Source organism: Streptomyces sp. NPDC002276, assembly GCF_053891435.1.
The window spans coordinates 514,678-536,188 of the sequence record NZ_JBSFCQ010000001.1 but is presented as its reverse complement, the minus strand read 5'-3'; the positions used below and the strand labels follow the sequence as shown (position 1 = coordinate 536,188).

Annotated in this window: 24 protein-coding genes; 8 read left to right on the top strand and 16 right to left on the bottom strand. The window is 71.2% G+C overall.

All coding sequences use genetic code 11. From position 1 onward, the window contains the following. Position 1: 1 nt before the first annotated feature. Entirely contained in the window at positions 2 to 1,252 is a 1,251-nt protein-coding gene (locus ACWIHT_RS02545) for an amidohydrolase family protein (protein ID WP_456163578.1), read from the bottom strand. Then, entirely contained in the window at positions 1,246 to 2,283 is a 1,038-nt protein-coding gene (locus ACWIHT_RS02540; RefSeq protein WP_456163576.1) for a CoA transferase, read from the bottom strand. The genes ACWIHT_RS02545 and ACWIHT_RS02540 overlap by 7 nt, the downstream gene beginning before the upstream one ends. Positions 2,284 to 2,353: 70 nt before the next feature. On the opposite strand from ACWIHT_RS02540, the gene ACWIHT_RS02535 reads away from it, so the two are divergent. Continuing rightward, complete coding sequence (locus tag ACWIHT_RS02535) at positions 2,354 to 3,322, top strand: enoyl-CoA hydratase/isomerase family protein (RefSeq protein WP_456163574.1); 969 nt, start codon at positions 2,354 to 2,356, stop codon at positions 3,320 to 3,322. A gap of 47 nt (positions 3,323 to 3,369) precedes the next feature. Here the strand turns inward: ACWIHT_RS02535 and ACWIHT_RS02530 are convergent, their stop codons facing one another. Genes ACWIHT_RS02530 through ACWIHT_RS02500 form a run of 7 tightly spaced genes read right to left on the bottom strand, consistent with a single transcriptional unit; the run spans position 3,370 to position 9,589 of the window. After that, complete coding sequence (locus ACWIHT_RS02530; RefSeq protein ID WP_456163572.1) at positions 3,370 to 4,098, bottom strand: enoyl-CoA hydratase-related protein; 729 nt, start codon at positions 4,096 to 4,098, stop codon at positions 3,370 to 3,372. Further along, positions 4,095 to 5,390: an amidohydrolase family protein gene (locus tag ACWIHT_RS02525; RefSeq protein WP_456163570.1), complete on the bottom strand. Its 1,296-nt coding sequence runs from the start codon at positions 5,388 to 5,390 to the stop codon at positions 4,095 to 4,097. Before ACWIHT_RS02525 ends, ACWIHT_RS02530 begins: the two co-directional genes overlap by 4 nt. Positions 5,391 to 5,416: 26 nt before the next feature. After that, the gene (locus tag ACWIHT_RS02520) at positions 5,417 to 5,734 is read right to left on the bottom strand and encodes a hypothetical protein (RefSeq protein ID WP_456163568.1); all 318 of its coding nucleotides are present in this window, start codon (positions 5,732 to 5,734) and stop codon (positions 5,417 to 5,419) included. Further along, on the bottom strand, positions 5,700 to 6,083 hold the full coding sequence (locus tag ACWIHT_RS02515; RefSeq protein WP_200711233.1) for a hypothetical protein: 384 nt from the start codon (positions 6,081 to 6,083) through the stop codon (positions 5,700 to 5,702). Before ACWIHT_RS02515 ends, ACWIHT_RS02520 begins: the two co-directional genes overlap by 35 nt. After that, positions 6,080 to 6,787, bottom strand: a complete 708-nt coding sequence (locus tag ACWIHT_RS02510) for an ABC transporter ATP-binding protein (protein WP_200711232.1) — start codon at positions 6,785 to 6,787, stop codon at positions 6,080 to 6,082. The genes ACWIHT_RS02515 and ACWIHT_RS02510 overlap by 4 nt, the downstream gene beginning before the upstream one ends. Further along, on the bottom strand, positions 6,784 to 7,470 hold the full coding sequence (locus ACWIHT_RS02505) for an ABC transporter ATP-binding protein (RefSeq protein ID WP_456163565.1): 687 nt from the start codon (positions 7,468 to 7,470) through the stop codon (positions 6,784 to 6,786). The genes ACWIHT_RS02510 and ACWIHT_RS02505 overlap by 4 nt, the downstream gene beginning before the upstream one ends. Positions 7,471 to 7,474: 4 nt before the next feature. Then, complete coding sequence (locus ACWIHT_RS02500; RefSeq protein WP_456163563.1) at positions 7,475 to 9,589, bottom strand: branched-chain amino acid ABC transporter permease; 2,115 nt, start codon at positions 9,587 to 9,589, stop codon at positions 7,475 to 7,477. Positions 9,590 to 9,799: 210 nt separating this feature from the next. Here ACWIHT_RS02500 and ACWIHT_RS02495 point away from each other — a divergent pair, with 210 nt between their 5' ends. The 4 genes from ACWIHT_RS02495 to ACWIHT_RS02480 are packed head-to-tail and all read left to right on the top strand — an operon-like array spanning position 9,800 to position 12,942. Then, positions 9,800 to 10,195: a nuclear transport factor 2 family protein gene (locus tag ACWIHT_RS02495; RefSeq protein ID WP_329242801.1), complete on the top strand. Its 396-nt coding sequence runs from the start codon at positions 9,800 to 9,802 to the stop codon at positions 10,193 to 10,195. After that, on the top strand, positions 10,192 to 11,307 hold the full coding sequence (locus tag ACWIHT_RS02490; protein ID WP_456163561.1) for an acyl-CoA dehydrogenase family protein: 1,116 nt from the start codon (positions 10,192 to 10,194) through the stop codon (positions 11,305 to 11,307). The genes ACWIHT_RS02495 and ACWIHT_RS02490 overlap by 4 nt, the downstream gene beginning before the upstream one ends. 2 nt (positions 11,308 to 11,309) lie before the next feature. Beyond that, the gene (locus tag ACWIHT_RS02485) at positions 11,310 to 12,095 is read left to right on the top strand and encodes an acyl-CoA dehydrogenase family protein (protein ID WP_456163559.1); all 786 of its coding nucleotides are present in this window, start codon (positions 11,310 to 11,312) and stop codon (positions 12,093 to 12,095) included. A 43-nt stretch (positions 12,096 to 12,138) separates the two neighbouring features. Then, a complete protein-coding gene (locus tag ACWIHT_RS02480; RefSeq protein ID WP_456163557.1) occupies positions 12,139 to 12,942 on the top strand; it encodes an acyl-CoA thioesterase in 804 nt (267 codons plus the stop codon). A 9-nt stretch (positions 12,943 to 12,951) separates the two neighbouring features. Here the strand turns inward: ACWIHT_RS02480 and ACWIHT_RS02475 are convergent, their stop codons facing one another. Genes ACWIHT_RS02475 through ACWIHT_RS02465 form a run of 3 tightly spaced genes read right to left on the bottom strand, consistent with a single transcriptional unit; the run spans position 12,952 to position 16,313 of the window. Beyond that, the gene (locus tag ACWIHT_RS02475; protein WP_456163555.1) at positions 12,952 to 13,713 is read right to left on the bottom strand and encodes an SDR family NAD(P)-dependent oxidoreductase; all 762 of its coding nucleotides are present in this window, start codon (positions 13,711 to 13,713) and stop codon (positions 12,952 to 12,954) included. A 37-nt stretch (positions 13,714 to 13,750) separates the two neighbouring features. Then, positions 13,751 to 14,899 (bottom strand): thiolase family protein, encoded by a 1,149-nt coding sequence (locus tag ACWIHT_RS02470; RefSeq protein WP_456163553.1) that lies wholly within the window; start codon positions 14,897 to 14,899, stop codon positions 13,751 to 13,753. Further along, positions 14,892 to 16,313 (bottom strand): class I adenylate-forming enzyme family protein, encoded by a 1,422-nt coding sequence (locus tag ACWIHT_RS02465; RefSeq protein WP_456163551.1) that lies wholly within the window; start codon positions 16,311 to 16,313, stop codon positions 14,892 to 14,894. Before ACWIHT_RS02465 ends, ACWIHT_RS02470 begins: the two co-directional genes overlap by 8 nt. Positions 16,314 to 16,379: 66 nt before the next feature. Between ACWIHT_RS02465 and ACWIHT_RS02460 the strand changes: the two genes are divergently transcribed. From ACWIHT_RS02460 to ACWIHT_RS02450, 3 genes are all read left to right on the top strand, one after another. Further along, on the top strand, positions 16,380 to 17,141 hold the full coding sequence (locus ACWIHT_RS02460) for an SDR family NAD(P)-dependent oxidoreductase (RefSeq protein WP_456163549.1): 762 nt from the start codon (positions 16,380 to 16,382) through the stop codon (positions 17,139 to 17,141). 5 nt (positions 17,142 to 17,146) lie between these two features. Further along, positions 17,147 to 17,899 carry an SDR family NAD(P)-dependent oxidoreductase gene (locus ACWIHT_RS02455; protein WP_456163547.1) on the top strand — a complete coding sequence of 251 codons (753 nt, stop codon included), beginning with the start codon at positions 17,147 to 17,149 and terminating at the stop codon, positions 17,897 to 17,899. Between the two features lie 143 nt (positions 17,900 to 18,042). Further along, on the top strand, positions 18,043 to 18,213 hold the full coding sequence (locus ACWIHT_RS02450) for a hypothetical protein (RefSeq protein ID WP_456163545.1): 171 nt from the start codon (positions 18,043 to 18,045) through the stop codon (positions 18,211 to 18,213). Positions 18,214 to 18,225: 12 nt separating this feature from the next. On the opposite strand, the gene ACWIHT_RS02445 is transcribed toward ACWIHT_RS02450, so the two are convergent. From ACWIHT_RS02445 to ACWIHT_RS02430, 4 genes are read right to left on the bottom strand one after another with little or no spacing between them, the layout of a single operon-like run. Continuing rightward, positions 18,226 to 19,044 (bottom strand): SDR family oxidoreductase, encoded by an 819-nt coding sequence (locus tag ACWIHT_RS02445; RefSeq protein ID WP_456163543.1) that lies wholly within the window; start codon positions 19,042 to 19,044, stop codon positions 18,226 to 18,228. Continuing rightward, positions 19,041 to 19,496 carry a VOC family protein gene (locus ACWIHT_RS02440; RefSeq protein WP_456163541.1) on the bottom strand — a complete coding sequence of 152 codons (456 nt, stop codon included), beginning with the start codon at positions 19,494 to 19,496 and terminating at the stop codon, positions 19,041 to 19,043. The genes ACWIHT_RS02445 and ACWIHT_RS02440 overlap by 4 nt, the downstream gene beginning before the upstream one ends. Beyond that, positions 19,493 to 20,551, bottom strand: a complete 1,059-nt coding sequence (locus tag ACWIHT_RS02435; protein WP_456163539.1) for a CaiB/BaiF CoA transferase family protein — start codon at positions 20,549 to 20,551, stop codon at positions 19,493 to 19,495. The genes ACWIHT_RS02440 and ACWIHT_RS02435 overlap by 4 nt, the downstream gene beginning before the upstream one ends. Then, entirely contained in the window at positions 20,548 to 21,504 is a 957-nt protein-coding gene (locus tag ACWIHT_RS02430) for an LLM class F420-dependent oxidoreductase (RefSeq protein WP_456163537.1), read from the bottom strand. Before ACWIHT_RS02430 ends, ACWIHT_RS02435 begins: the two co-directional genes overlap by 4 nt. Positions 21,505 to 21,511 lie beyond the last annotated feature (7 nt).

Below are 21,511 nucleotides of genomic sequence, written 5' to 3'. Positions count from 1 at the left end.
GTCACGCGGGCGGGATGCGGCGGCCCGACACGTATGCGGCGCGGACCAGTTCACCGGACAATGCGTCGAGGGCCTCGCGCAGCGGTGCATGCAGCAGGCACAGGTCAGCGACAACACCCACCGCCAACCTCCTTGTCCGGGCGGGGTGTTGAGGCTCGCCGGTGAACAGCCGTAGGGCCGCCTCGGGTTGGATCCGCTCGCCGTCGTCCCGTTCGGTCGCCGCCCGCATGACCGCCCAGGGGTCCGGGGTGCCGTAGGGCGCGTCGGTGCCCGCGGCGACGGGGATTCCGGCCTCGGTCAGGGTCCGGCAGCGGTAGAGGTGGGGGCGGTCGTCGGCGTCCACGTCGGTGGCGTACGCGGCGCCCCGTTCGAGCGGGAAGTGGGGCTGGGTCACCACCGTCACCCCGAGCCGTCGCAGCCACGGGAGCGTCTCGGCCGGGATGACCGAACCGTGCTCGATCCGGTCGCCGTCGGCCGGGCCCTCCTCGTCCAGGGCGAGCAGTGTCACCAGCAACTGCACCCGGGTCACACAGTGCACGGCGACCGGTCTGGGCCTGATCTCCCCTATGGTGCGGGCGAGTTGGGAGGGCGTGGGGAGCGTCGGATCGTCGAGCATCAGCTTCACGGGCTCGTCGACGCCCATCACCAGCAGCCGTTGCGGGAGGACCGACAGCATCTGGGTCAGTCCGCCGGCCGGGTGCGGGTCTGCGTTGGTGAACCCGGTGACGCCGAGTGCCGCCGCCCGCCGTCCCACGCCCTCCAGATCCAGCCGTACGGGCGGCACGAACCCGCGCAGCCGCTCGTCCTCGCGCCAGAACCGTCCGTCGCCGTCCAGCCCGGCCGCCCGGAGCGCGGCGCTGTTCCACACCCACAGCGCGCCGGTGCGATGCTGCACCCGCACCGGTCGATCGGGGACGAGCGCGTCCAGCGTCCACCGGTCCAACTCCCCCGCGACGCCCTCGTGATAGCCGACGGCCCGCACCCACTCCCCCGGCGGCCCACTCGCCAAGGCCGCCGCGAACGCCGTACGGTCTCGCACGTCCCCCGGCCCGACGCGCACGGAGGCGGCTTCGGCGGCCAGTGCCGCGAGATGGATGTGATGGTCGTGCAGCCCCGGCAGCAACGCACCGCCCCGACCGTCCACTTCACCCCGGCCCGGCAGCCCTGGCCCGATCTCGGCGATCCGCCCTCCCACGATCCGTACGTCCACCGCCGCTCCGTGGCCCGCCACCTCCACGTTCCTGATCAGCATGGCGGGCGGACCGGTGTGTGCGCCTCGGCGAGGGTCGCGGCGCAGGCGGCCATGGAGACGCAGAGGAGTTCTCCGCCGCCCCCGGCGAGGGAACGGGCCGCCGCGTGGGCGGCGAAGACTCCGGTGACGGGGTCGGCGAGTGCGTCGCCAAGGAAGACGGGGTCGCCGTTCGGGTCGAGGCCGGTCAGTCCGCCGGCGACGGCAGCGTCGTCTCCGAAGGCGATACGGTCGCTCTCGCGTCCGTAACCGGTGATGCCGACCCAGACCCGGCCGGGCCGCGCGGCGAGGAACTCCTCGGCCCGGAGGCCGAGTCGGCGCAACGCGCGCGGTCGTGAGGCCTCGATCACGACGTCGGCCTCGGCAACGAGTTCATCCAGTGCGCCGGGGGCGAAGTCCATGACCAGGCTGTCGTGCCCGTCGTGCAGCCAACGGTAGAAGGCAGGATTTCCGAGGCGTGCGCCGTCCGGTCGCGTCGCGCTCTCCACCTTGACGACCCGCGCGCCCGCCAGCCCCAGCAGCCGGGCGCACAACGGCCCCGCCCAGAGCGCGGAGAAGTCGACGATCCGCAGATCGGCCATCGCACGCACACGCCGCTCACCCCATCGCTCGGCGCGTACGGCGGGCCGTGCGTCCTGGGTCACCGATCCGCATACTGCGGCGGCGATGCCCAGCAACTGCGCGGCCTCGACCACTTCGGCGGCTGCGACCCGTTGCACGGCCTCGTGCAGGCCCCCGGTCGCGACGGACGGTGAACCGAGTAGTGCCAGCAGTGCGGGTACGGCGGCCAGATCGTCGGGGCGGGCCAGGTTCACGGCGGTCCAGCCGTCGGCGGCTCGGAGGAGGTGGCAGGAGCCGTTGGCCGAGGTCCTTCCCGGGCGTTCCAGACCGGCGAGTTGGGCCCGGAGGAACAGTGCGCTCGGCAGATCCACCGGCACACCCGTCAGGCCGGTGAACGAGCGGGCGAGGTCGGAGAGAGGGGCCAGATACGGCTCGACAGTGTCCATCCATGGGCGGAGAGCGTGATTCTCCATGAGTCGAACCCCCTTCTCTCCACGGGTGATCTCAAATTACACTCCGGTCCACGCCTGGAGGGAGATCACCGTGGAGTCGCCCTTCGTGATCGTCGATCTCGACCGCACCCCCGCATGGGAACCGGACGCCCGCGACCGTGTCGTGATCGGTGTGGCCGGAGCGCCCAAGGACCCGATCGACGGGTACGACGTCCTGCTCACCGGTGTCCCCGATCCGCCCAGGCCGTGGGTGCCGTGCGCGGATCCGTGGGCCACGGCCCGGGAACTGGGGCACATCGTCGAGAGTCGGCCCGCCGCGGCCGTCGCGCTGGTGCAGGTGCTGCGGATGGGCAGCGGGCTCTCGGTCCCGGACAGGCTGGTTCTCGAATCCCTGGCCTATTCGACCTTGCAGGGCGGAACGGACTTCCGGTCCTGGCTGACTGCCGCTCCCAGCCGTACACACCGCCCGGCCGAGATTCCCGTACGGCTTGGTCGCGAGGGTCCCCGGCTGGTCATCACGCTGGACCGGCCCTGGGTGCGCAACGCGTTCGACGCGGCGACGCGGGACGCGCTGTGCGAGGCGCTCCAGGTGGCCGTGGCCGACCCGTCGATCACGCGCGTAGATCTGTACGGCAACGGTCCCGCGTTCTGTAGCGGGGGCGACCTCGCCGAATTCGGTACGTCCCGTGATCCGGCGCACGCTCATCTCGTGCGGGTCCATCGCAGCCCGGCCGCACTGCTGCACCGGTGCGCTCCGCGCGTGACCGCGCATCTGCACGGGGCCTGTGTCGGCGCGGGGATCGAACTCGCGGCATTCGCCGGGAGGGTCGTCGCCGCACCCAACACGGTGATCCGATTGCCCGAGATCGAGATGGGGTTGATTCCGGGAGCGGGCGGCACAGCGAGCATCCCAGTCCGAGTCGGCCGGGAGCGCGCCGCCTATCTCGCCCTGTCCGGCGCGGAGTTGAGCGCCGTGGAGGCACTGTGCTGGGGGCTGGTCGACGAGATCGGCGATACCGATGACGTGACCGCCGATGCTCAGGAGGCGGTCCGCTCCTGAGCATCACTCCGGTGTCTCCAACAGTCGCCGAAGACAGCGGAGTTCGGTCACTTCCCGGTCCACACCGGGCTACGGCGTTCGGCGAAGGCCCGTGCCCCCTCCGCCGCATCGGCACTCCTGAACACCGCCTCGACCTCTTCCGGTTCGGCCCAACGGCGTTCCCGCATCAGCTTCTTCGTCATCGCGACACCGAGAGGGCCGTTCTCGGCGATGCGCTCGGCCAGGGCCAGCGCCGTCTCCCGCACCTTCTCGGCCGGTACGGCTCTGTTCACCAGGCCGAACTGCTTCGCGTCCGTCGCCGTGACCAGCTCGCCGGTCAGACCCATCTCCAGGGCGACCGCCAGCGGCACCCGGTCGGCGAGGGTCGTACCGCCTCCGGCCGCGAACAGGCCCCGTTTGACCTCGGCGATGCCGAGCTTCGCGTCCTCGGCGGCGACCACCAGGTCGCAGGCCAGGGCGAGTTCGAAGCCGCCGGCGAGGGCCGAGCCGTTGAGGGCGGCGATCACCGGGGTGGCGATGCCCTCGCGGAAGAACCAGGTCAGGCCGTCGAACTTCCCGCCGCCCTTCGCGAACGCCTTGAGGTCCATGCCGGAGCTGAAGACCGTTCCGGCGCCGGTGAGGACGATCACCCGGACCGCCGGGTCGGCGTCCGCCTCCCGCAGCACGTCTGACAGGTCGTCAATCAGCTCCGGGTTCATGGCGTTTCGGACCTCGGGACGGTTCAGGGTCGCCACGAGGACGGCGCCGACCCGTTCCGTCAGGACCAGGTCGCTCATCGGGCCGCCGCCACGGCCGCCCGGGCCTTGGAGCGGAACGCCTCCAACTTCTCGGCGGGCTCGATGAGTTGGTGGCTGCGGGAGCGGGTGGTGACGTCGTGGCCCTCGGCCGCCTTGCGCAGGGCGCCCACGGTGGCCTGTTCGCGCGGGATGTGCGCGAAGGGGTCGAAGGAGTACCAGCGCATCGCGTTCTCGAAGGTGATCTTGCGGGCGTCGTCGTCGGGGACGTCGCAGCTCGACAGCACGTCGTGCAGCTGCTCGGGAGCGTCCGGCCACAGGGAGTCGCTGTGCGGGTAGTCGCCCTCCCAGCAGATGTTGTCGATGCCGATCTCGTGGCGCAGCCGTACGCCCAGCTTGTCGGTGATGAAGCAGGTCAGGAAGTGCTCGCGGAAGACCTCGGAGGGGAGCTTGCCGCCGAAGTCCTGGAGGGTCCAGGTGGAGTGCATCTCGAAGGTGCGGTCGAGGCGCTCCAGGAAGTACGGGATCCAGCCCGTGCCGCCTTCCGAGAGGGCGATCTTCAGGTTCGGGAACTCCTTGACCGGCTGCGACCAGAGCAGGTCGGCGGCGGCGGAGACGATGTTCATCGGCTGGAGCGTGATCATCACGTCGGGCGGGGAGTCGGCGGCCGGTACGGCGAGCCTGCCGGAGGAGCCGATGTGCACCGACATGACGGTGTCCGTGTCGGACAGCGCGCGCCAGAGCGGGTTCCAGTACGGGTCGTGGAAGCTCGGGTAGCCGAGGACGGCGGGGTTCTCGGTGAAGGTGAGGGAGTGGACGCCCTTCTCGGCGACCCGGCGGACTTCCGCCGCGCACAGCTCGGCGTCCCAGATGGCGGGGAGCGCCATCGGGATGAAGCGGCCGGGGTAGGCGGCGCACCACTCGTCGATGTGCCAGTCGTTGTAGGCCCGGACGAGCGCGAGGGAGAAGTCGGCGTCCTCGGTGGCGAAGAGCCGGGCCGAGAAGCCGGGGAAGGAGGGGAAGTTCATCTGGGCGAGGATGCCGCCCGCGTTCATGTCCTTGATGCGTTCGTGCACGTCGTAACAGCCGGGGCGGATCTCGTCGAGGCCCTGGGGTTCGACGCCGTACTCCTCCTTGGGCCGGCCGGCCACGGCGTTGAGCGCGGAGTTGGTGATGGTGACGCCGCGGAACTGCCATACGTCGGTTCCGTCGTCCCGGTGGACCAGTTGGGGCGCGTCTTTCTTGTAGCGCTCGGGGAGGTGGTTCACGAACATGTCGGGAGGTTCGATGATGTGGTCGTCGACGCTGATGAGGATGAGGTCGTCGCGGTCCATGACGGCTCCTTACGGGGGTGGGTCGGTCAGTCGGAGGCGGGGAGCGGCTTGGCCGCCTTCAGGGTCATGGGGGCGCCGTCACAGGTCAGTTCGCCCGCGCCGGAGGCGGTGCAGAGCAGTTCGAGCGTCCCGGTGGCGTCGACGTACCGCTTGCCGATGAGCGTGGTGGTGCCGGCCGGTCCGGGCTTCGCCGGGGGCGCGTCGGCCGCGGGCACCAACGGGCTGCCGCCGCAGGCCAGTTGGGGCCGCACGTCGGCGGGGGCGCGGATGACGACCACGCGGGTGCCGCAGACGGTGCTGGCGAGTTGGTCACCTGGGCGCGGCGTCGGTGCCGGTGGGGTCATGGCGGAGTTCCCTTTCGAGCAGGCGGTCGGCGAGGAGTTCCACGTCGTAGGACTGACGGGCCATCCAGTACCGCAGGAAGCCGGTGAGCGAGTACCGCAGGAAGAGCGCGGACCCGACGACGCTCCCGGCGACCGCGGCGAGGCCGAGGGTGAGAGCGTCGTTCTGCACCAGCGGGTCGCTGGTGTTGTGCGAGATGAAGTAGGCGCTCACACCGAGGACGACGCCGATCGTCATCAGGGCGGCGCCCGCGCGCAGCCAGAGAGCGGACCTTCCGGCGGCGGGGTCCGGGATTTTCAGGACGGTGAGTTCGCGGACGAAGCGGTCCGCTCGCGTCTCGGTGGACGTCATGTGGAACTCCCCAGGTAGAGAGCGGACAGTTCGGCGCGCAGGCCGCCGTCGGGGTGGCCCTGCCGTTCGACCCGGCCGCGGACGAGGACGGCGGCATGGTCGCAGATGTCGAGAACCGCTGCGGCGAACTGCTCAACCACCAGGACTGCCACGCCCTGGCGGGCGATTTCGCCGACCTGTTCGTAGAGCCGGCCGACGACCAACGGGGCGAGTCCCATGGAGAGTTCGTCGAGCAGCAGGACGGCGGGGTCGGTGGCGAGGCCGCGGGCGAGGGCGAGCATCTGCTGTTCGCCGCCGGAGAGGGTGCCCGCGGCCTGTCCGGCGCGCTGGGCCAGGACGGGGAAGCGGGCGAACGCGATCTCCTCGATCTCCTCGCGGCTACGGCCGGTGAAGGTCATCATGAGGAGGTTGTCGCGGACGGACAGGTTCGGGAACACGCCTCGCCCCTCGGGGATGAGGCAGACTCCGGCGCGGGCCAGGTCGCGGGGGTCGGCGCCGGTCATGTCCCGTCCGCCGAGCACGAGTTGACCCGACTCGACGGGGTGGACTCCGGCGGCGACGCGCAGGGTGGTGGTCTTCCCGGCGCCGTTCGGGCCGAGCAGCGCGACCACCTGTCCTGCGGCGACGTCGAGGTCGACGCCGTGCAGGACGGTGATGCGTTCATGGGCTGCGCGGATGCCGCGCAGTTCGAGAAGTGCGCTCACGCGTCCCCCAGATAGGCGGCGAGTACCGTTTCGTCGCTGCGGATCACCGCGGGCGGGCCGACGGCGATGATCTTGCCGAGGTCGAGGACGTACACCTCGTCGCAGACGGCCATCACGAGGCTCATGTCGTGCTCGACGAGGACGACGGCGGTGCCGTCCTCGGTGAGGGCGCGCAGGAGTTCCGCGAAGCGTTCGGTCTCCTCCGCGTCCTGTCCGGCGGCGGGTTCGTCGAGGAGAAGCACCTTCGGGCGGATCGCGAGTGCTCTGCCGACCTCGACCAAGCGGCCGACTCCGGTGGGGAGGGCGTCGGGTGAGGTGTCGGCGATGTCGGTGAGATCGAGGCGGTGCAGAATCTCGGTGACGACCTGCTCCGCCCGGCGGCGTTCGGGTCCGAGTTCGGCGGCGACGAGGAGGTTGTCGCGCACGCTCAACCGGCCGAAGAGTTCCAGGCGTTGGAAGGTGCGGGCGAGTCCGTGCCGGGCGCGGGCCGAGGGCCGGGCGCGGGTGACGTCACGGCCGTCCAGCCGGACCTGCCCCGAGGAAGGTCTGCGCAGTCCGGAGGCGACGTCGAACAGGGTACTTTTTCCTGCCCCGTTGGGCCCGATGAGCCCGGTGACCCGGCCCGCCTCGGCGGTCAGCGCGACGCCGTCAAGCGCCCGGTTCCCGCCGAAGGAGACGGTCACTCCACTAACCTGTAGCGATGCCACGGGCCAGCACCTCCTCGTCCTCGGGGCGCCATTCACGCCGTAGGCCCCACCACTCGACGGGGATCTCCGGCTCTGTCGGAACGGCCTGGCGGGCGTCGGCCCAGATGCGCAGCGCGACGGCGAGCAGCAGTGAACCGCCGTAGTACGTCCAGTCGTTGATGACGTCGCCGAAGCGCAGCGCCCAGGCCAGGGCGAGGACGCAGAGCAGGGCGGGCAGGGCGATGCGGTCCCGGGCGAGGGGCTCCCACTGGCGGCGGAAGCGGGAGACGATGCCGTCGGGGTTGTGACCGAGTCCGACGCCTGCCAGGCCCGGGAGCAGGGCGACCAGGTTCGCGGTGCCGGGGGCGATCGCGATCAGGGCGTTCGTCGGGCCGACGAAGGCGGTGCCGGCGAAGAGCCCGTTGCCGACCGCGCCGAGTCCGCCGACCACGGCGACGAGGAAGATCGGCAGTCCCGCGATGAGGCTGAACTGGTCGGCGGTGACGGTGCGTTGCTGCATTCCGTAGAGCGCTCCGCCGAGCCCGGCGATACCGGAGGCGAGGGCGAACACCGCGACCTTGGCGACCAACAGGTTGCCGCCCAGGGTGGCGTACGCGGCCTCGCTGTCGCGCAGGGCGATCAGCCGTCGTCCGAAGCGGCTGCGGCGCAGAGCCGCCACACCGATGGAGGCGAGGGCGAGACAGACGGCGGCGAACACCATCAACTCCCGCCCGCTGTCCAGCCGTAGACCGAAGAGGTGGGGCCCTGAGATGTCCACCGAGCCCTGGTCGAACAGGGCGATCCGCAGGCCGAAGACGTGGAAGGCCGGGATGGTGAAGATCCAGCGATCGAGGATCACGGCGAACGCGGCTGTGCCCAGGGCGAGATACACCCCGGAGAGCCGTAGCGCGGGGAGCGCGACCAGCGCTCCGGCCGCCGCCGAGACGAGGATCGCGGCGCCGAGCGCCCAGAGTTCGCCGTGGGCGCCGAGGTGTCCCCAGACGACCGCTCCGATGCCGGCCATGCTCAGTTGGCACAGGGAGACCTGTCCGGCGTACCCGGCGAGCGGGACGTACGAGAGTGCCACCACGCCCAGCGAGAAGATCGCTCCGTAGGTGATGAGGTCGGCTTCTCCGAGCAGGGAGGCCAGTACCGCGCCGAAGGCGATGACCACCGCCGCGAACACGAGTGTTCCGCGCGCGCTCGGCACCGGTACGCGGGCCAGCCGTCGTTCACGGCCGCGCAGGCGGCGGTGCGGGAACACCAGCAGGGCGAGGAAGAGCAGCAGAGCGGGGGCGGCGAGCCGTAGTCCGGGGAGGTACTCGTTCTGCGGGAGGTAGCCGGTCAGATAGCTCTCCATGCAGCCGACGACGACCGCGCCGAGGAAGGTGAGCGGCAGGCTGCGCAGTCGGCCGAAGACGGCCGCGGTGTAGGCGCTGACGATCAGCAGGGAGAGCTGGGCTGCGTCGAGCGTGACGGTGGGGGCGATCAAGATGCCGCCGATCGCGGCCAGTTGAGTGCCCAGGATCCAGGAGACCCGGCCCGCCCGGACCGGGTCCGCGCCGGTGAGGCCGACGAGTGCCCGGTCGTCGACGGCCGCGCGCATCTCGGCCCCGGCGCGGGTGCGGTAGAGCAGGATGCGCAGGCCGATCGCGACGGCGACGGCCACCGCCATGGTGATCGCCTGGTGCCAGGTGATGACGGCCGGGCCGACGTGGAACGGCTTGCGGTCGGCGAAGAACATCGGTAGCGGACGGGCCACGTTCGGGTCCCAGATCCAGCGCGCCGCCGCGATGAGTCCGCTGAGCAACGCGACCGTCATGACCAGGCGTTCGGCTTCGCCGAGGGCCTGGACCGGGCGCAGCACGAACCGCTCCACGAGCAGCCCGAAGCCCGGGGCGAGCACGAGCAGCACCACGACCAGGGCGACCGGTACGGGCCAGCCCCAGCCGACGGTCAGCTGCCAGTACATGAAGGCGGACAGCATGCCGGCCGCGCCGTGCGCGAAGTTGAACACACCGGTGGTGGTGTAGGTGAGCACGAGCCCACTGCCGATGACGGCATAGATCGCGGCCGTGCTCAGGCCGACGATTCCGAAGGTGAGGAACTGGTCCATCGCGTCGGATCTCCCCTCTCCATCGCTGGAAACTAGCTTCTCATCTACGGAGAATCAACCATTCAGACAGAGACTGTTGACGTCGCCTCGCTCACCGTGGAAATCTGCCACTCATCTGAGAGAATGGCATTCTCACTCATGGTGAAGGGCGGAAAGTCCTTGTCCTCCTTGCCTGTTCCGGCTCCTCCCCCAGGTCCGACCGACGACCTGATGGAGATCCAGCAGCTCCTCGCCCGCTACGCGGTGTGCATCACCCGCGGCGACCTGGACGGGGTGCTGGGTGTCTTCACGCCCGACGGCACGTACAGCGCCTTCGGGGACTCCTACGGCCTCGACGAATTCCCGGCGCTCGTGGCCGCCGCCCCCAAGGGGCTGTTCCTCACGGGTACGCCGGCCGTCGACCTGTCCGGAGACACCGCCACCGGCACCCAGCCGCTGTGCTTCGTCGACCACGCCACGCACGACCTGCGGATCGGCTACTACAACGACACCTACGTCCGCACGGACGGGGGATGGCGGTTGCGCACTCGCGCGATGACGTTCATCCGCCGCAGCGGAGCGCACGACTCGGGCCGCCCGCACGCCTATCAGCGTCCGGGAACATGAACGCCTCCTCCGCGCCCCGGTACTTGAACGTCGCCGACTTCCGCTCGGACCTGCGCGGCTGGCTGGACGAGCACGACCTGTCCCCCGGCCCCGACCACTCCCTGGACGCCCAGGTCGCTCAACTGGCCCGGGTCCGCCGGGCGTTGTACGACGCGGACTGGATGCGGTACGGCTGGCCCGCCGAGGTGAGGGGGCTCGGCGGGCCCGCGGTGCTGAGGGCGGCGCTCGGCGAGGAGGTCGCCACAAGGGAGTTGGCCGAGCCGGGGATCTACTCGATGATCGAGGTCCTCGCCCCGACGATGATCTCGTACGCCCCTCCCGCGCTCGCCGCCGAGATGGTCCCGCGACTGCTGAGCGGCCGGGAGCAGTGGTGCCAGGGCTTCTCCGAACCCGGCTCCGGCAGCGACCTCGCCTCCCTCACGACGCGGGCCGTTCCGCGCGGCGACCACTGGGTGATCAGCGGCCAGAAGGTGTGGACGAGCCTCGCCCAATTCGCCGCCCGCTGCGTCCTGTTGACCCGCACGGCTCCCGGCCACAACGGCATCACCGCGTTCTTCGTCGACATGGACACCCCCGGCATCACCGTCCGGCCGCTGCGCACGATGCACGGCGTGGACGAGTTCGCCGAGGTCTTCTTCGACGACGTGATCGTGCCCGCCGACCGGATGCTAGGCCGCCCCGGCGACGGCTGGCGCCTGGCGATGGACCTGCTCCCGCACGAGCGCTCCACCTGCTTCTGGCACCGGATCGCCCATCTCTACACGCGACTTGACCGCCTGCTGGCCGAGACGAACATCCCGGACGACGCCGAACTCGGCGCCGCCTACCTGGCGTTGCACACCGTCCGCTGCCGCTCGCACGCCACGCAGCGACGGCTGGCCGAGGGTGAGCGGCTGGGCGCGGAGACGTCGGTCGACAAGGTGCTGCTGGCCACCGCCGAGCAACGGCTCTTCGAGACCGTGCGCGATCTCCTGCCCGGCGTACTGGAGTTGACGGACACCCCGTGGCGCTCGGAGTACCTGTACGCGAAGGCGGCCACCATCTACGGCGGTACGGCCGAGATCCAGCGGAACATCATCGCGCGCCGACTGCTCGACCTGGGGAAGGAGTAGCCGTGGACGCGGCCGAACGGGACCTCCTGACCGAGACGCTCCGCAAGACGATGACGGCCGTATCGGGGCAGGCGCTGGACACCGCCCTGGCCGACCTCGGCTGGGCCGAACTCCTCGCCGAACAGCCGGACATCGCCTTACCGCTCGCCTTCCGCCTGCTCGGCGAGACGGGCGCCCAGGCACCGCTCCTCAACGACGTCCTGCTGAGGGCTGCGGGCCGTCCGCTCGGCGGCACGCTGCCGCTGCCCTACACCGGCGGTACGTGGGTCGTCTGGGAGCGCGACGACAGTGCGGCCGGGGCGGTCCTGGACGCCGAACTGCCCCTGCGTTCCGTGCCCGCCGGAGCCCCCGTCCCGCTCGCCGCCGGCCGGGTGGCACTCGGCTGGTGGCTGCTCGGGACCGGCCGCGCCATGCTCGCGCTGGCCCGCCAACACGCCGTGGACCGCGTCCAGTTCGGCCGCCCGCTCGCCTCCTTCCAGGCCGTACGGCACCGGCTCGCCGAGACCCTCGTGGCGCTGGACGGCGCCGAGGCCACCCTCGTCGCCGCCACCGACGATCCGGGCGCGCTGCTGGCCAAGGCGGCGGCCGGGCAGGCGGCGCTGACGGCGGCCCGGCACTGCCAGCAGGTCCTGGGCGGGATCGGTTTCACCGCCGAGCACGATCTGCACCGGCATGTCCGCCGGGCCATGGTCCTGGACGGACTCCTGGGCAGCGCACGGGAGTTGACGCGCGAGGCGGGGGCGCTGCTGCGGACCGGCGGGTCCGCGCCACGACTCGTCCACCTGTGATCGACAAGCTCGTCCGCATGTGATCGACCGAGGAGTGACATCAGTGACCGATCTGTGGAGCGACCTGCTCTCCTGCCTGGACCTCGACGTCCGCCCCCGTGACGTGTTCGAGGGCCGCAACCAACAACTCGGCTATCACCGCGTCTTCGGCGGGCAGTTGCTCGCGCAGAGTGTCCGGGCCGCCCAACTGGCCTGTCCCGAGAAGGCGGTCAAGAGCCTTCATGTGCAGTTCGCGCGGGCCGGACGGCCGCAGGAGCCGGTGCGGTACGAGGTGACGCGTCATCATGAGGGAGGTTCCTTCGCCACGTTGACGGTTGTGGCGCGTCAGACGCAGGGCGTCGCGGCCGTGGCGGCCGTGTCGCTGCACTCCCACGAGGAGGGCCCGGACCAGCAGATCGCGTTCCCGATGCCCTCGGTGCCGGGAGCCGAGCACGATGTGGACCTCTCGCTGCTGCCCTGGGACACCCGGGCGACCGTCGACGTGGACTCGCCGAAGTCGGAGCCGCCCGAGTACGACCTGTGGATGCGCACACCGGCGGTGGCGCCGGAACTCGCGCCCGCGTTGACGGCGTACGCGAGCGATCTGAGCTTGATCGGCACGGCACTTCGCCCGCTGGAGGGGGTCACCCAGCACGATTCGGGAACGGCGTTCACATCCGCCGTCACCGCGCACACGGTGTGGTTCCACCGCCCTTTCACTACGGACGACTGGCTGCTCCTGCGCCACCAGGGCCCGCTCATCGCCCACGGCCGCTGCTACGGCCGGGGCGATGTGCTCACCGCCCAGGGGTCCTTGGTCGCGTCCTTCGCGCAGGAGGCTCTGCTGCGCTTCCGTACGGTCGAGTAGGGCCCCTGCTCAGCGCATCACGGTGCCGCCGTCGACATTGATGACCTGACCGTTGATCCAGGCTCCCGCGTCGGACATGAGGTGGGCGACCATCGCGGAGATGTCGTCGGCGCGGCCGTGCCGGGTGCTGCGGGTGCGGGCGAGCAGCGCCTCCAGCAGGTCCGGGGCGGCGCCCTCCTGGATGGCCGGGGTCAGGATCAGACCGGGGGCGACCGCGTTGGCCCGGATGCCCTCCCTGCCCCAGCGGGAGGCGACATGGCGGGCGAGGGCGTTGATGCCCGCCTTGGTCGCCGAGTACGCGGGGCGCGCGGCCTCGCCGGTGAAGGCCGCGATGGACGAGGTGTAGACGAGCGCGCCGCCGCCCCGGGCGAGGAGTTCGGGAACGGCGTATCGCGTGACGAGCATGTGGCCCCGCAGATTGACGGCGAAGGTCCGGTCCCACACCGCGAGGTCCATGTCCACGACGTCGGTGTCCTTGGAGACCGCGCCCATGTCCCCCGCGTTGATGTGCGCGGCGTCGAGGCCGCCGTACGTCCGCACAGTGGTCGTCACCAGGTCGCCGACCGAGTCCTCGTCGGCGATGTCGAAGCCCACCGCGACCGCCTCGCCACCGGCGTCACCGATGACCGAGGCGGTCCGCCGGGCGCCCTCGACATCGAGGTCGGCGACGACGACCCTGGCGCCCTCGTCCGCGAGCCGCCGGGCCGACGCGGCGCCGAGCCCGGTGGCCGCGCCCGCGACGAGAACGACCTTCTCCTTCAAGCCCTCCACGACGTTCCCCTTTTCTCATCGCCCCCACACTCGGGCATTACGGCGCCGTTACCTCGATGACCGTGGCCGAGCCCATTCCGCCGCCCGCGCACATCGCGGCGACGCCGATGCCACCGCCTCGGCGGCGCAGTTCGTGCACCAGCGTGACCAGCATCCGGGCGCCGGTCGCGGCGACCGGGTGGCCGAGGGAGCAGCCGCTGCCGTTGACGTTCACGCGGTCGGGGTCGAGACCGAGCAGTTTCACCGCGGCGACCGGTACGGCGGCGAAGGCCTCGTTGATCTCGAAGAGGTCGACGTCGGATGTCGAAAGTCCCGCGCGGGCAAGGGCTTTGGGGATGGCCTTCACGGGGGTGAGGCCGGTCTCGGCCGGGTCGGCGCCGACCGAGGCCCAGGAACGGACGACGGCGAGTGCGGGCAGACCGAGCCGGTCGCTGGCCACCACCAGCGCGGCGGCACCGTCGTTGGCGCCGCCGGCGTTGCCCGCAGTGATCGAGAAGCCGTCTATCTCCGGGTGGAGCGGCTTGAGCGAGGCCAGTTTCTCCAGGCTTGTGGTGCGGCGCGGGTGTTCGTCGACGGAGAACAGGCCGTGCGGTGTGTCGATGGGCACCAGCTCCGCGTCGAAACGGCCTTCGTCGATGGCGCGAATCGCGTTCTGGTGGGAGCGCAGCGCCCAGGCGTCCATGTCGGCGCGGCTGAGACCGGCCCGTACGGCGGTGTTCCAGCCGACCGTGATCGACATGTCCAGGTTGGGAGCGTCGGGGCGGTCGGGATGCGTGGGCGGACTCCACGGCTCGACCCACTCCCCGTCCACCCGGAAACGCTGTTTCGGGGACGTGGAAGCCGAGTTGACGCCGCCGGCGATGACGAGTTCGTCCATGCCCGCGCGGATGCTGCCCGCCGCGCTCTGCACGGCCGCGAGACCGGCGGCGCAGTGGCGGTTGTGGGCGAGGCCGGGTACCGAGGTCAGGCCCACGGTGAGTGCCGCGTGCCTGGCCACGACCCCGCCGCCGTACAGGCCCTCGCCGAGGATGACGTCGTCGACCGCGTCCGGGTCGAGGCCCTCCGTGGCGGCAGCGGCGGCGACGATGTGGTGGGCCAGGTCGTACGCGGTGGTGTCGCGGAGGGTGCCCTTCACGGCGGTGCCGACGGGGGTACGCAGGGCGGACACGAGGACTGCTTCAGGCATGGGTGGTCTCCAACTCGGCCAGCAGGGTGCGGCGCAGCAGCTTTCCGGTCTCGGTCTTGGGCAGTTCGGCGCGGAAGACGATCGTGTCGGGGGTCTTGGAGGAGCGCAGCCGGTCCCGGACCCACTGGCGGACCTCCACCGGATCGCCCTCACCGACCACGACGGCCACGATCCGCTGCCCCCACTCGGGGTCGGGCACGCCGATCACCGCGGCCTCCACGATTCCGGGATGGGCGACGAGAACGTCCTCTATCTCGGCGGGAGCGATGTTCTCGCCGCCGCGAATGATGGTGTCGTCGGCGCGACCCTCGATGAACAGGTACCCGTCGGCGTCCAGACGTCCCCGGTCCCGCGTGGGGAACCAGCCTTCCTCGTCGAGTGCGCTGCGTCCGCCGTATTCGCCGGAGATCTGATCACCCCGCAGGAAGACCAGCCCGGTCGCCCCGGTCCCGGCCGGTTTCCCGTCCTCCCCACGGATCTCGATCTCGACTCCGGGCAACGGCCGCCCCACGGAACCGAGTCGGCCCCGTACGGCCGGGTCGGCCGACGCCAACGCCTCGCGGTGGTCGTCGGGCCCCAGGACCGCGACCGAAGAGGCCGTCTCGGTCAGGCCGTACGCGTTGACGAACCCCGTCCCGGGGAAGATCCGCAACGCCCGCTCCACGACGGGCAGTGGGGTCCTGGCGCCGCCGTAGGCGAGGCTGCGGAGTGTGGGCGTGCCGGCGTCGTCCGCCGGGACCTCGGCGACGATGCGGGCCAGCATGGTGGGCACGACGAGTGCGTGCGTGACCCGCTCGCGGCGCGCGGTCTCCAGCCACTCCCCCGCGTCGAAGGCGGAGAGGTACACCAGGCGGCGGCCCGAGTAGAGGTTCGTCAGCAGGTTCATCAACCCGGCCACGTGGTACGGCGGGACGGCCACGAGCGACGCGTCGCCCTCCTCGGCGGAGGCGAACTCCTGGGTGTTCAGGACGTAGGCCAGCAGGTGTCGGTGGCGCAGCAAGGCCGCCTTGGGCTCGGCGGTGGTGCCACTCGTGTAGAGGACCACGGCGACGGAGTCCTGATCCTGGTCCTGGGCCAACTCCGTTACGTCGGTGTCCTCTTCGGCGCTCAGCAGGGCGTCGAGGTCGGCGGGGCGCAGCACGAGGGCGCCGGGGTGGCGGGCCAGGAGGCGGGTCAACTGGTCTTCGCCGAGGCGGTAGTTGAGGGGGATGAACGGGATGCCCGCCAGGGCGGCGCCGAACAGGGCCACCGGATAGGCGAGGTGACTGGGGCTCAGATAGAGCACGGCCGGGTGACCTTGGAAGCGGTGCGCGGCGGCACGGGCGCGGGCGAGCAGTTCCGAGGCGGTAAGGGAGCGGCCGTTCGCCGTGACCACCGGTCGGTCGCCGCCCGAGGCCACCATCTCCAGAATCATGGTTATGTTCATGAGAATGCTATTCTCTTCTCACTAGAGCGCTGTTCGCAAGAGAGGAAATCCTTGATGCAGATCAGTGGGAGCTCCGCGGTCGTCGTCGGCGGGGCGGGCGGCCTGGGCGAGGCCACCGTCCGTCGGCTGCACGCGGCGGGAGCGAAGGTCGTCGTGGCCGATCTGGCCGACGAGAAGGGCAAGGCCCTGGAGCAGGAGTTGGGCGTGCGCTATGTGCGCACCGATGCCACCTCCGAGGACGACGTCCAGGCGGCGCTGGCCGAGGCGGAGTCGGCGGGACCGCTCAGGATCTCGGTGGACGCGCACGGCGGTCCGGCGAGCGGTGGCCGGCTGGTCGGCAAGGACGGCTCTCCCCTGGACCTCGCGGGTTTCCGCACGACGATCGACGTGTATCTCACCGGCGTGTTCAACGTGATGCGCCTGGCCGCCGCCGCGATCGCCCGTCAGGAGCCGCTGGACGGCGGCCGGGGCGTCATCGTCAGCACGGCGTCGATCGCCGCGTACGAGGGCCAGATAGGCCAACTCCCTTACGCGGCAGCCAAGGGCGGAGTCGTCAGCATGACCCTGGTCGCCGCGCGCGACCTCTCGCCGCTCGGCATCCGGGTCGTCACGATCGCGCCGGGCACCTTCAACACACCGGCCTACGGCAAAGCAGGTCCCCAACTGGAGGCCTACTGGGGGCCGCAGGTGCCGTACCCGAAGCGCATGGGCCAGTCACCGGAGTACGCGTCGCTGGTGCAGCACATCGTCGAGAACGACTACCTCAACGGCGAGGTCGTCCGTCTCGACGGCGCCCTCCGGTTCCCGCCGAAGTAGGGGAAGTGACCGACGTGAGCGGCTCGTTGAAGGGCAAGGTCGCCTTCGTCGCGGGCGCCAGCCGTGGCATCGGCCGTACGGTCGCACTGGCGCTCGCCGAGGCGGGCGCGTCGGTCGCGGTCGCCGCGCGCTCCGAACGGGAGGGCCGGTTGCCCGGCACGATCCACTCGGTCGCGGACCGGATCACGGCGGCGGGCGGGCGTGCGCTGCCGGTGCCCTGCGATGTGAGCGACGAGGCGTCGGTCGAGGCGGCCGTCGCCGCAGCGGTCGCGGAGTTCGGCGGAATCGACATTCTCGTCGCCAATGCCGGCGTGCTGTGGCTCGGCCCGGTCGAGTCGACGCCGCTCAAGCGCTGGCAGCTGTGTCTGGACGTCAATCTGACCGGGGTGTTCCTGGTGACGAAGGCGGTGATTCCGCACGTACGGGCGCGTGGCGGTGGGTCGTTGGTGGCCGTGACGACCGGCGGGGTGGGCATGACGGACCGGGGCGCCAACGCGTACTGGGTGTCCAAGGCGGCCGTCGAGCGCCTCTATCTGGGGCTCGCCGCCGACCTGCGGAAGGACAACATCGCGGTCAACTGCCTTGCTCCGTCAAGGGTGGTGCTGACGGAGGGATGGCAGGCCGGGGGCGGGGGCCGGGAGATCCCGCCGGAGATGGTGGAGCCGCCGGAGGCGATGGCGCAGGCCGCGGTTCTCCTCGCGGGCCAGGACGCGACCGGCCTCACGGGTACCGTCCAGCGCTCGGAATCCCTTGCCTGAAAGGCAGTTGGGCCCCAGCGCGCGATGCACGCGGGACGCGGGACGCGACTGATCGGCGTCATCGGGGGCACACGGAACGACGAGCCGCCGGGGTCACCGGTGGCTCGTCGTCCATTCGTAGGGGTTCTCAGATGCTTGCCTTTGTGGCTGCCGCGCTTTTCGTCGTCGCCTTCCTCATCCGTGTCACCGAGACATCGACCCAGCTGGTCTTCACCCCGATGAGCCTCATGCTCCTCGGACTGGCCTTCCTCGCCGCGCACTCGGCAGGCCTGGGGACGGGCTGGTCCGCGCGGCGCAGTGGACGTCGGCGCTGACGCGGTAGGGCGTCACCGGACCGCCGCGCACACCCCGCCGTCGACGAGAACGTCGATCCCGGAGACGAAAGCGGCCTCGTCCGACAGCAGGAACGCCACCGCCGCCGCGACATCCTCGGCCCGCCCCGTCCGGCCGAGCGGTGTCCGTTCCACCAGCGCGGCCATCGCGGGCTGGGCCGCTGCCTCCTGCCGCCCCTGAGGGGTGTCGATGACACCCGGCGAGACGGAACACGCGCGGGCACCGTACGGCCCCAGCCGCACCGCCTCCCGTCGCACGAACCGGTGCACTCCGTGCTTGGCCCACGCGTAGGCGAGCCCGGAGTCCTCGACGGCGGGCCCGAGGGCGTCCCGGAGCCGGTCGAGGAAGTCGTCCCGGAGCGGGTCGTCGAGGATCGCCGCTACGGCGGGATCGGCCTCCAGGTTGCCGAGCAGCGGGGCCATCGAGGCGAAGCACACCAGTGCCGTCCCCTCGGTGGCGAGCGGGCGGAGGACCTCGGCGAGGCGGGCGGTGCCGACGAGGTCGACCTCGAAGACGCGTCGCCAGTCGGCCATGGTGGGCGAGATCCCGGCGGCGTGGGAGACCGCTCTGAGGGTGCCCGATTCCGCTGTGCGGGAGGCGAGTCGGGCCAGTCCGGCCGGGTCGGTGATGTCGAGGACGAAGGGTTCGATCCGCACGTCCCCGTCCTCGGCCGACAGTTCCTTCGCGGCGGCGGTGACGGCCGGTTCGTCGCGGTCCACCAGCAGCAGTGTGTCCACCAGGTCGGTGAGGCGCCGTGCGCAGGCCAGTCCCATGCCGCGTCCGGCCCCGGTCGCGATGCCCACGGTCGTCATTCGGTTCCTCCTCCGTGGCTCCAGTACTTCTCCAGGCCCGGCCGCGCCACCCGGTCCACGAGTTCCACGAGCAGACCGCTGGGCCCGCGCAGGAAGGCGAAGGGCGCGCCCCCGGAGCCGACCCGGCGCGCCTCGGTCACGAAGCCCTGCCCGGTGAGTTCGGCGGCGTCCGCGGCGACGTCGTCGGACCAGTAGCCGACGTGGTGAACTCCCCCACCGGCGACCGGTTCCCACAGGGTGCCTGGTACCCGGCGGATGATCTCCAGTCGAGGGAGTGTCCGGGAATAGGCGCAGCTGATGTCGAGGACGGCGTTTCCGGTCGGCAGCGCCAGCGGAACCGCTGCGCCGATCTCGGCGCACCACTCGTACCCGAACGCGTCCGAGAGTTCGGTCAGGGTCGCCTCGAAGTCCTCGACGACGAGCCCGAGATGGAACTGGTCCTCGGCCCTCATGACTCCGCCACCGCCCCGGAGATGTCATGTTCGCCGAGGCGGGGCGGCGGCCCGTAGTCGGGTTCGTATCCGGCGACCCGGACGGGGCTGCGGACCAGCCGGAAGTCCCCGGCCGTCACCACGGCCTCCGGTGTGGCCGCCAGCGCCTGCGGCAGCGTCCGTACGGCGGCGGCCGGTACCCCGAGGGGACGCAGCCGTGCCTCCCAGGACGCGGCCGTGTCGCCGGCCAGGGCGGCCGTGACGGCGGCGAGTACTTCCTCCCGGCGCTCAGCCCGTTCGGCCATGGTGGGGAATCCTTGGAGGCCGGCCTCGGCGGCGAAGGACTTCCAGAAGCCGTCGTGGGTGATGAAGAGCGCCAAGTAGCCCTCGGCGGTGGGGAAGAGCTGGGCCGGTACGTAGAAGGAGTGGGCGCCGAGCGGCAGTCGGCGCGGTTCGACGCCCTCGTTGAGGTAGGCGGAGGCACGGTAGTTGAGCTGAGACAGCATCACATCCCGCAGGGACACCTCCACTTGGCCGCCGCGCCCGGAGACGATGTGGGCGAGGAGTCCCAACGCGGCTGTCAGACCTGAGGAGTTGTCGGCGGAGGAGTAGCCGGGCAGGGTCGGCGGACCGTCCGGGTCGCCGGTGAGGGCGGCGACGCCGGTGGCCGCCTGGACCACGTAGTCGAAGGCGGGTTCGTCGCCCGCCGCGAGCCCGTATCCGGTGAGGGCGACGCACACGATCCGCTCGTTCCACTTCCGCAGCACGTCGTAGGTCAGCCCGAGCCGGTGGATCGCCGACGGTTTGAGGTTGACGAGCAACGCGTGGGCGTCGGCGGCGAGTTCACCGAGTCCGGCCTGTCCCTCGGCGGTCGTGAGGTCGAGGCGGACGCTGCGCTTGCCGCGGTTGAGGCTGGCGAAGTAGGCGTCGCTCACCTGGCGCGAGATGTCCCCGCCGGGTGGCTCGATCTTGGTGACCTCGGCGCCGAGGTCGGCGAGCATCATCGTGGCGTAGGGGCCGGCCAGCATGTGGCCGACCTCCAGGACGCGGATGCCGTCCAGCGGTCCGGCGGTCATCGCAGGTCCGCGGCGAGGGCGGCGAGCATGTCGCGGGTGCGGTACTTGGAGGCGACCAGCTCGTCGCGGTTGTCGCCGATGGGCAGCAGCCGTACGGAGAGGTCGGTCACCCCGGCGTCCGCGAACCGCTTGAAGCGGGCGGCGATGGCGTTCTCGTCCCCCGCCGCGCACAGGTCACCGATGTCGCGCGCGTCGCCGTACTCAAGCACCCGTTGGTAGTTGGGCGAGATCTCGGCCTCGCCGAGGATGCGGTTGGCGCGCTCGCGGGCCTCGTCGACGCGGTCGGGTGGGCACAGGCAGACCGGGATGCCCGCGACGATCCGGGGTGCCGGGCGTCCGGCGCTCTCGGCGGCCTTGGTGATGCGGGGCACGACGTGTTCGGCGACCGCGCGTTCGTCGGCCATCCACAGCACGGTTCCGTCGGCCCGCTCCCCGGCGACGCGCAGCATGACCGGGCCGAGGGCCGCGAGCAGGACCGGCAGCCGGGAGACGGGAGCGAGGGTGAGCGGGTTGTGCACGGTGAAAGTGTCGTTCTCGACGTCGACCATGTCCGTTCCGGCGAACGCGGCGTCCAGGACGTCCAGGTAGTCACGCGTGAGCGCGGCGGGTTTCTCGTACGGCAGTCCGAGCATGTCCCGGATGATCCAGTGGTGGGACGGGCCGAGGCCCAGCGCGAGGCGTCCGCCGGTCGCGGCCTGGGCCGAAATGGCCTGCCTGGCAAGGGCGATGGGGTGCTGGGCCTGCAACGGCACGACGGCGGTACCCAGTTCGATCCGTTCGGTGCGCGCGCCCATGAGCGCGATCGCGGTGAGGGCGTCGAAGTCGGTCGGGATCTGCGGCACCCACACGGTGTCGAAGCCCGCCTTCTCGGCCCATGTCACGTCGTCGATCATGCGCGTGACCTTGCGGACCGAGTCCCCGCGCTCGGGCCCGATCATCACTCCGATGCGCACGCTGCCT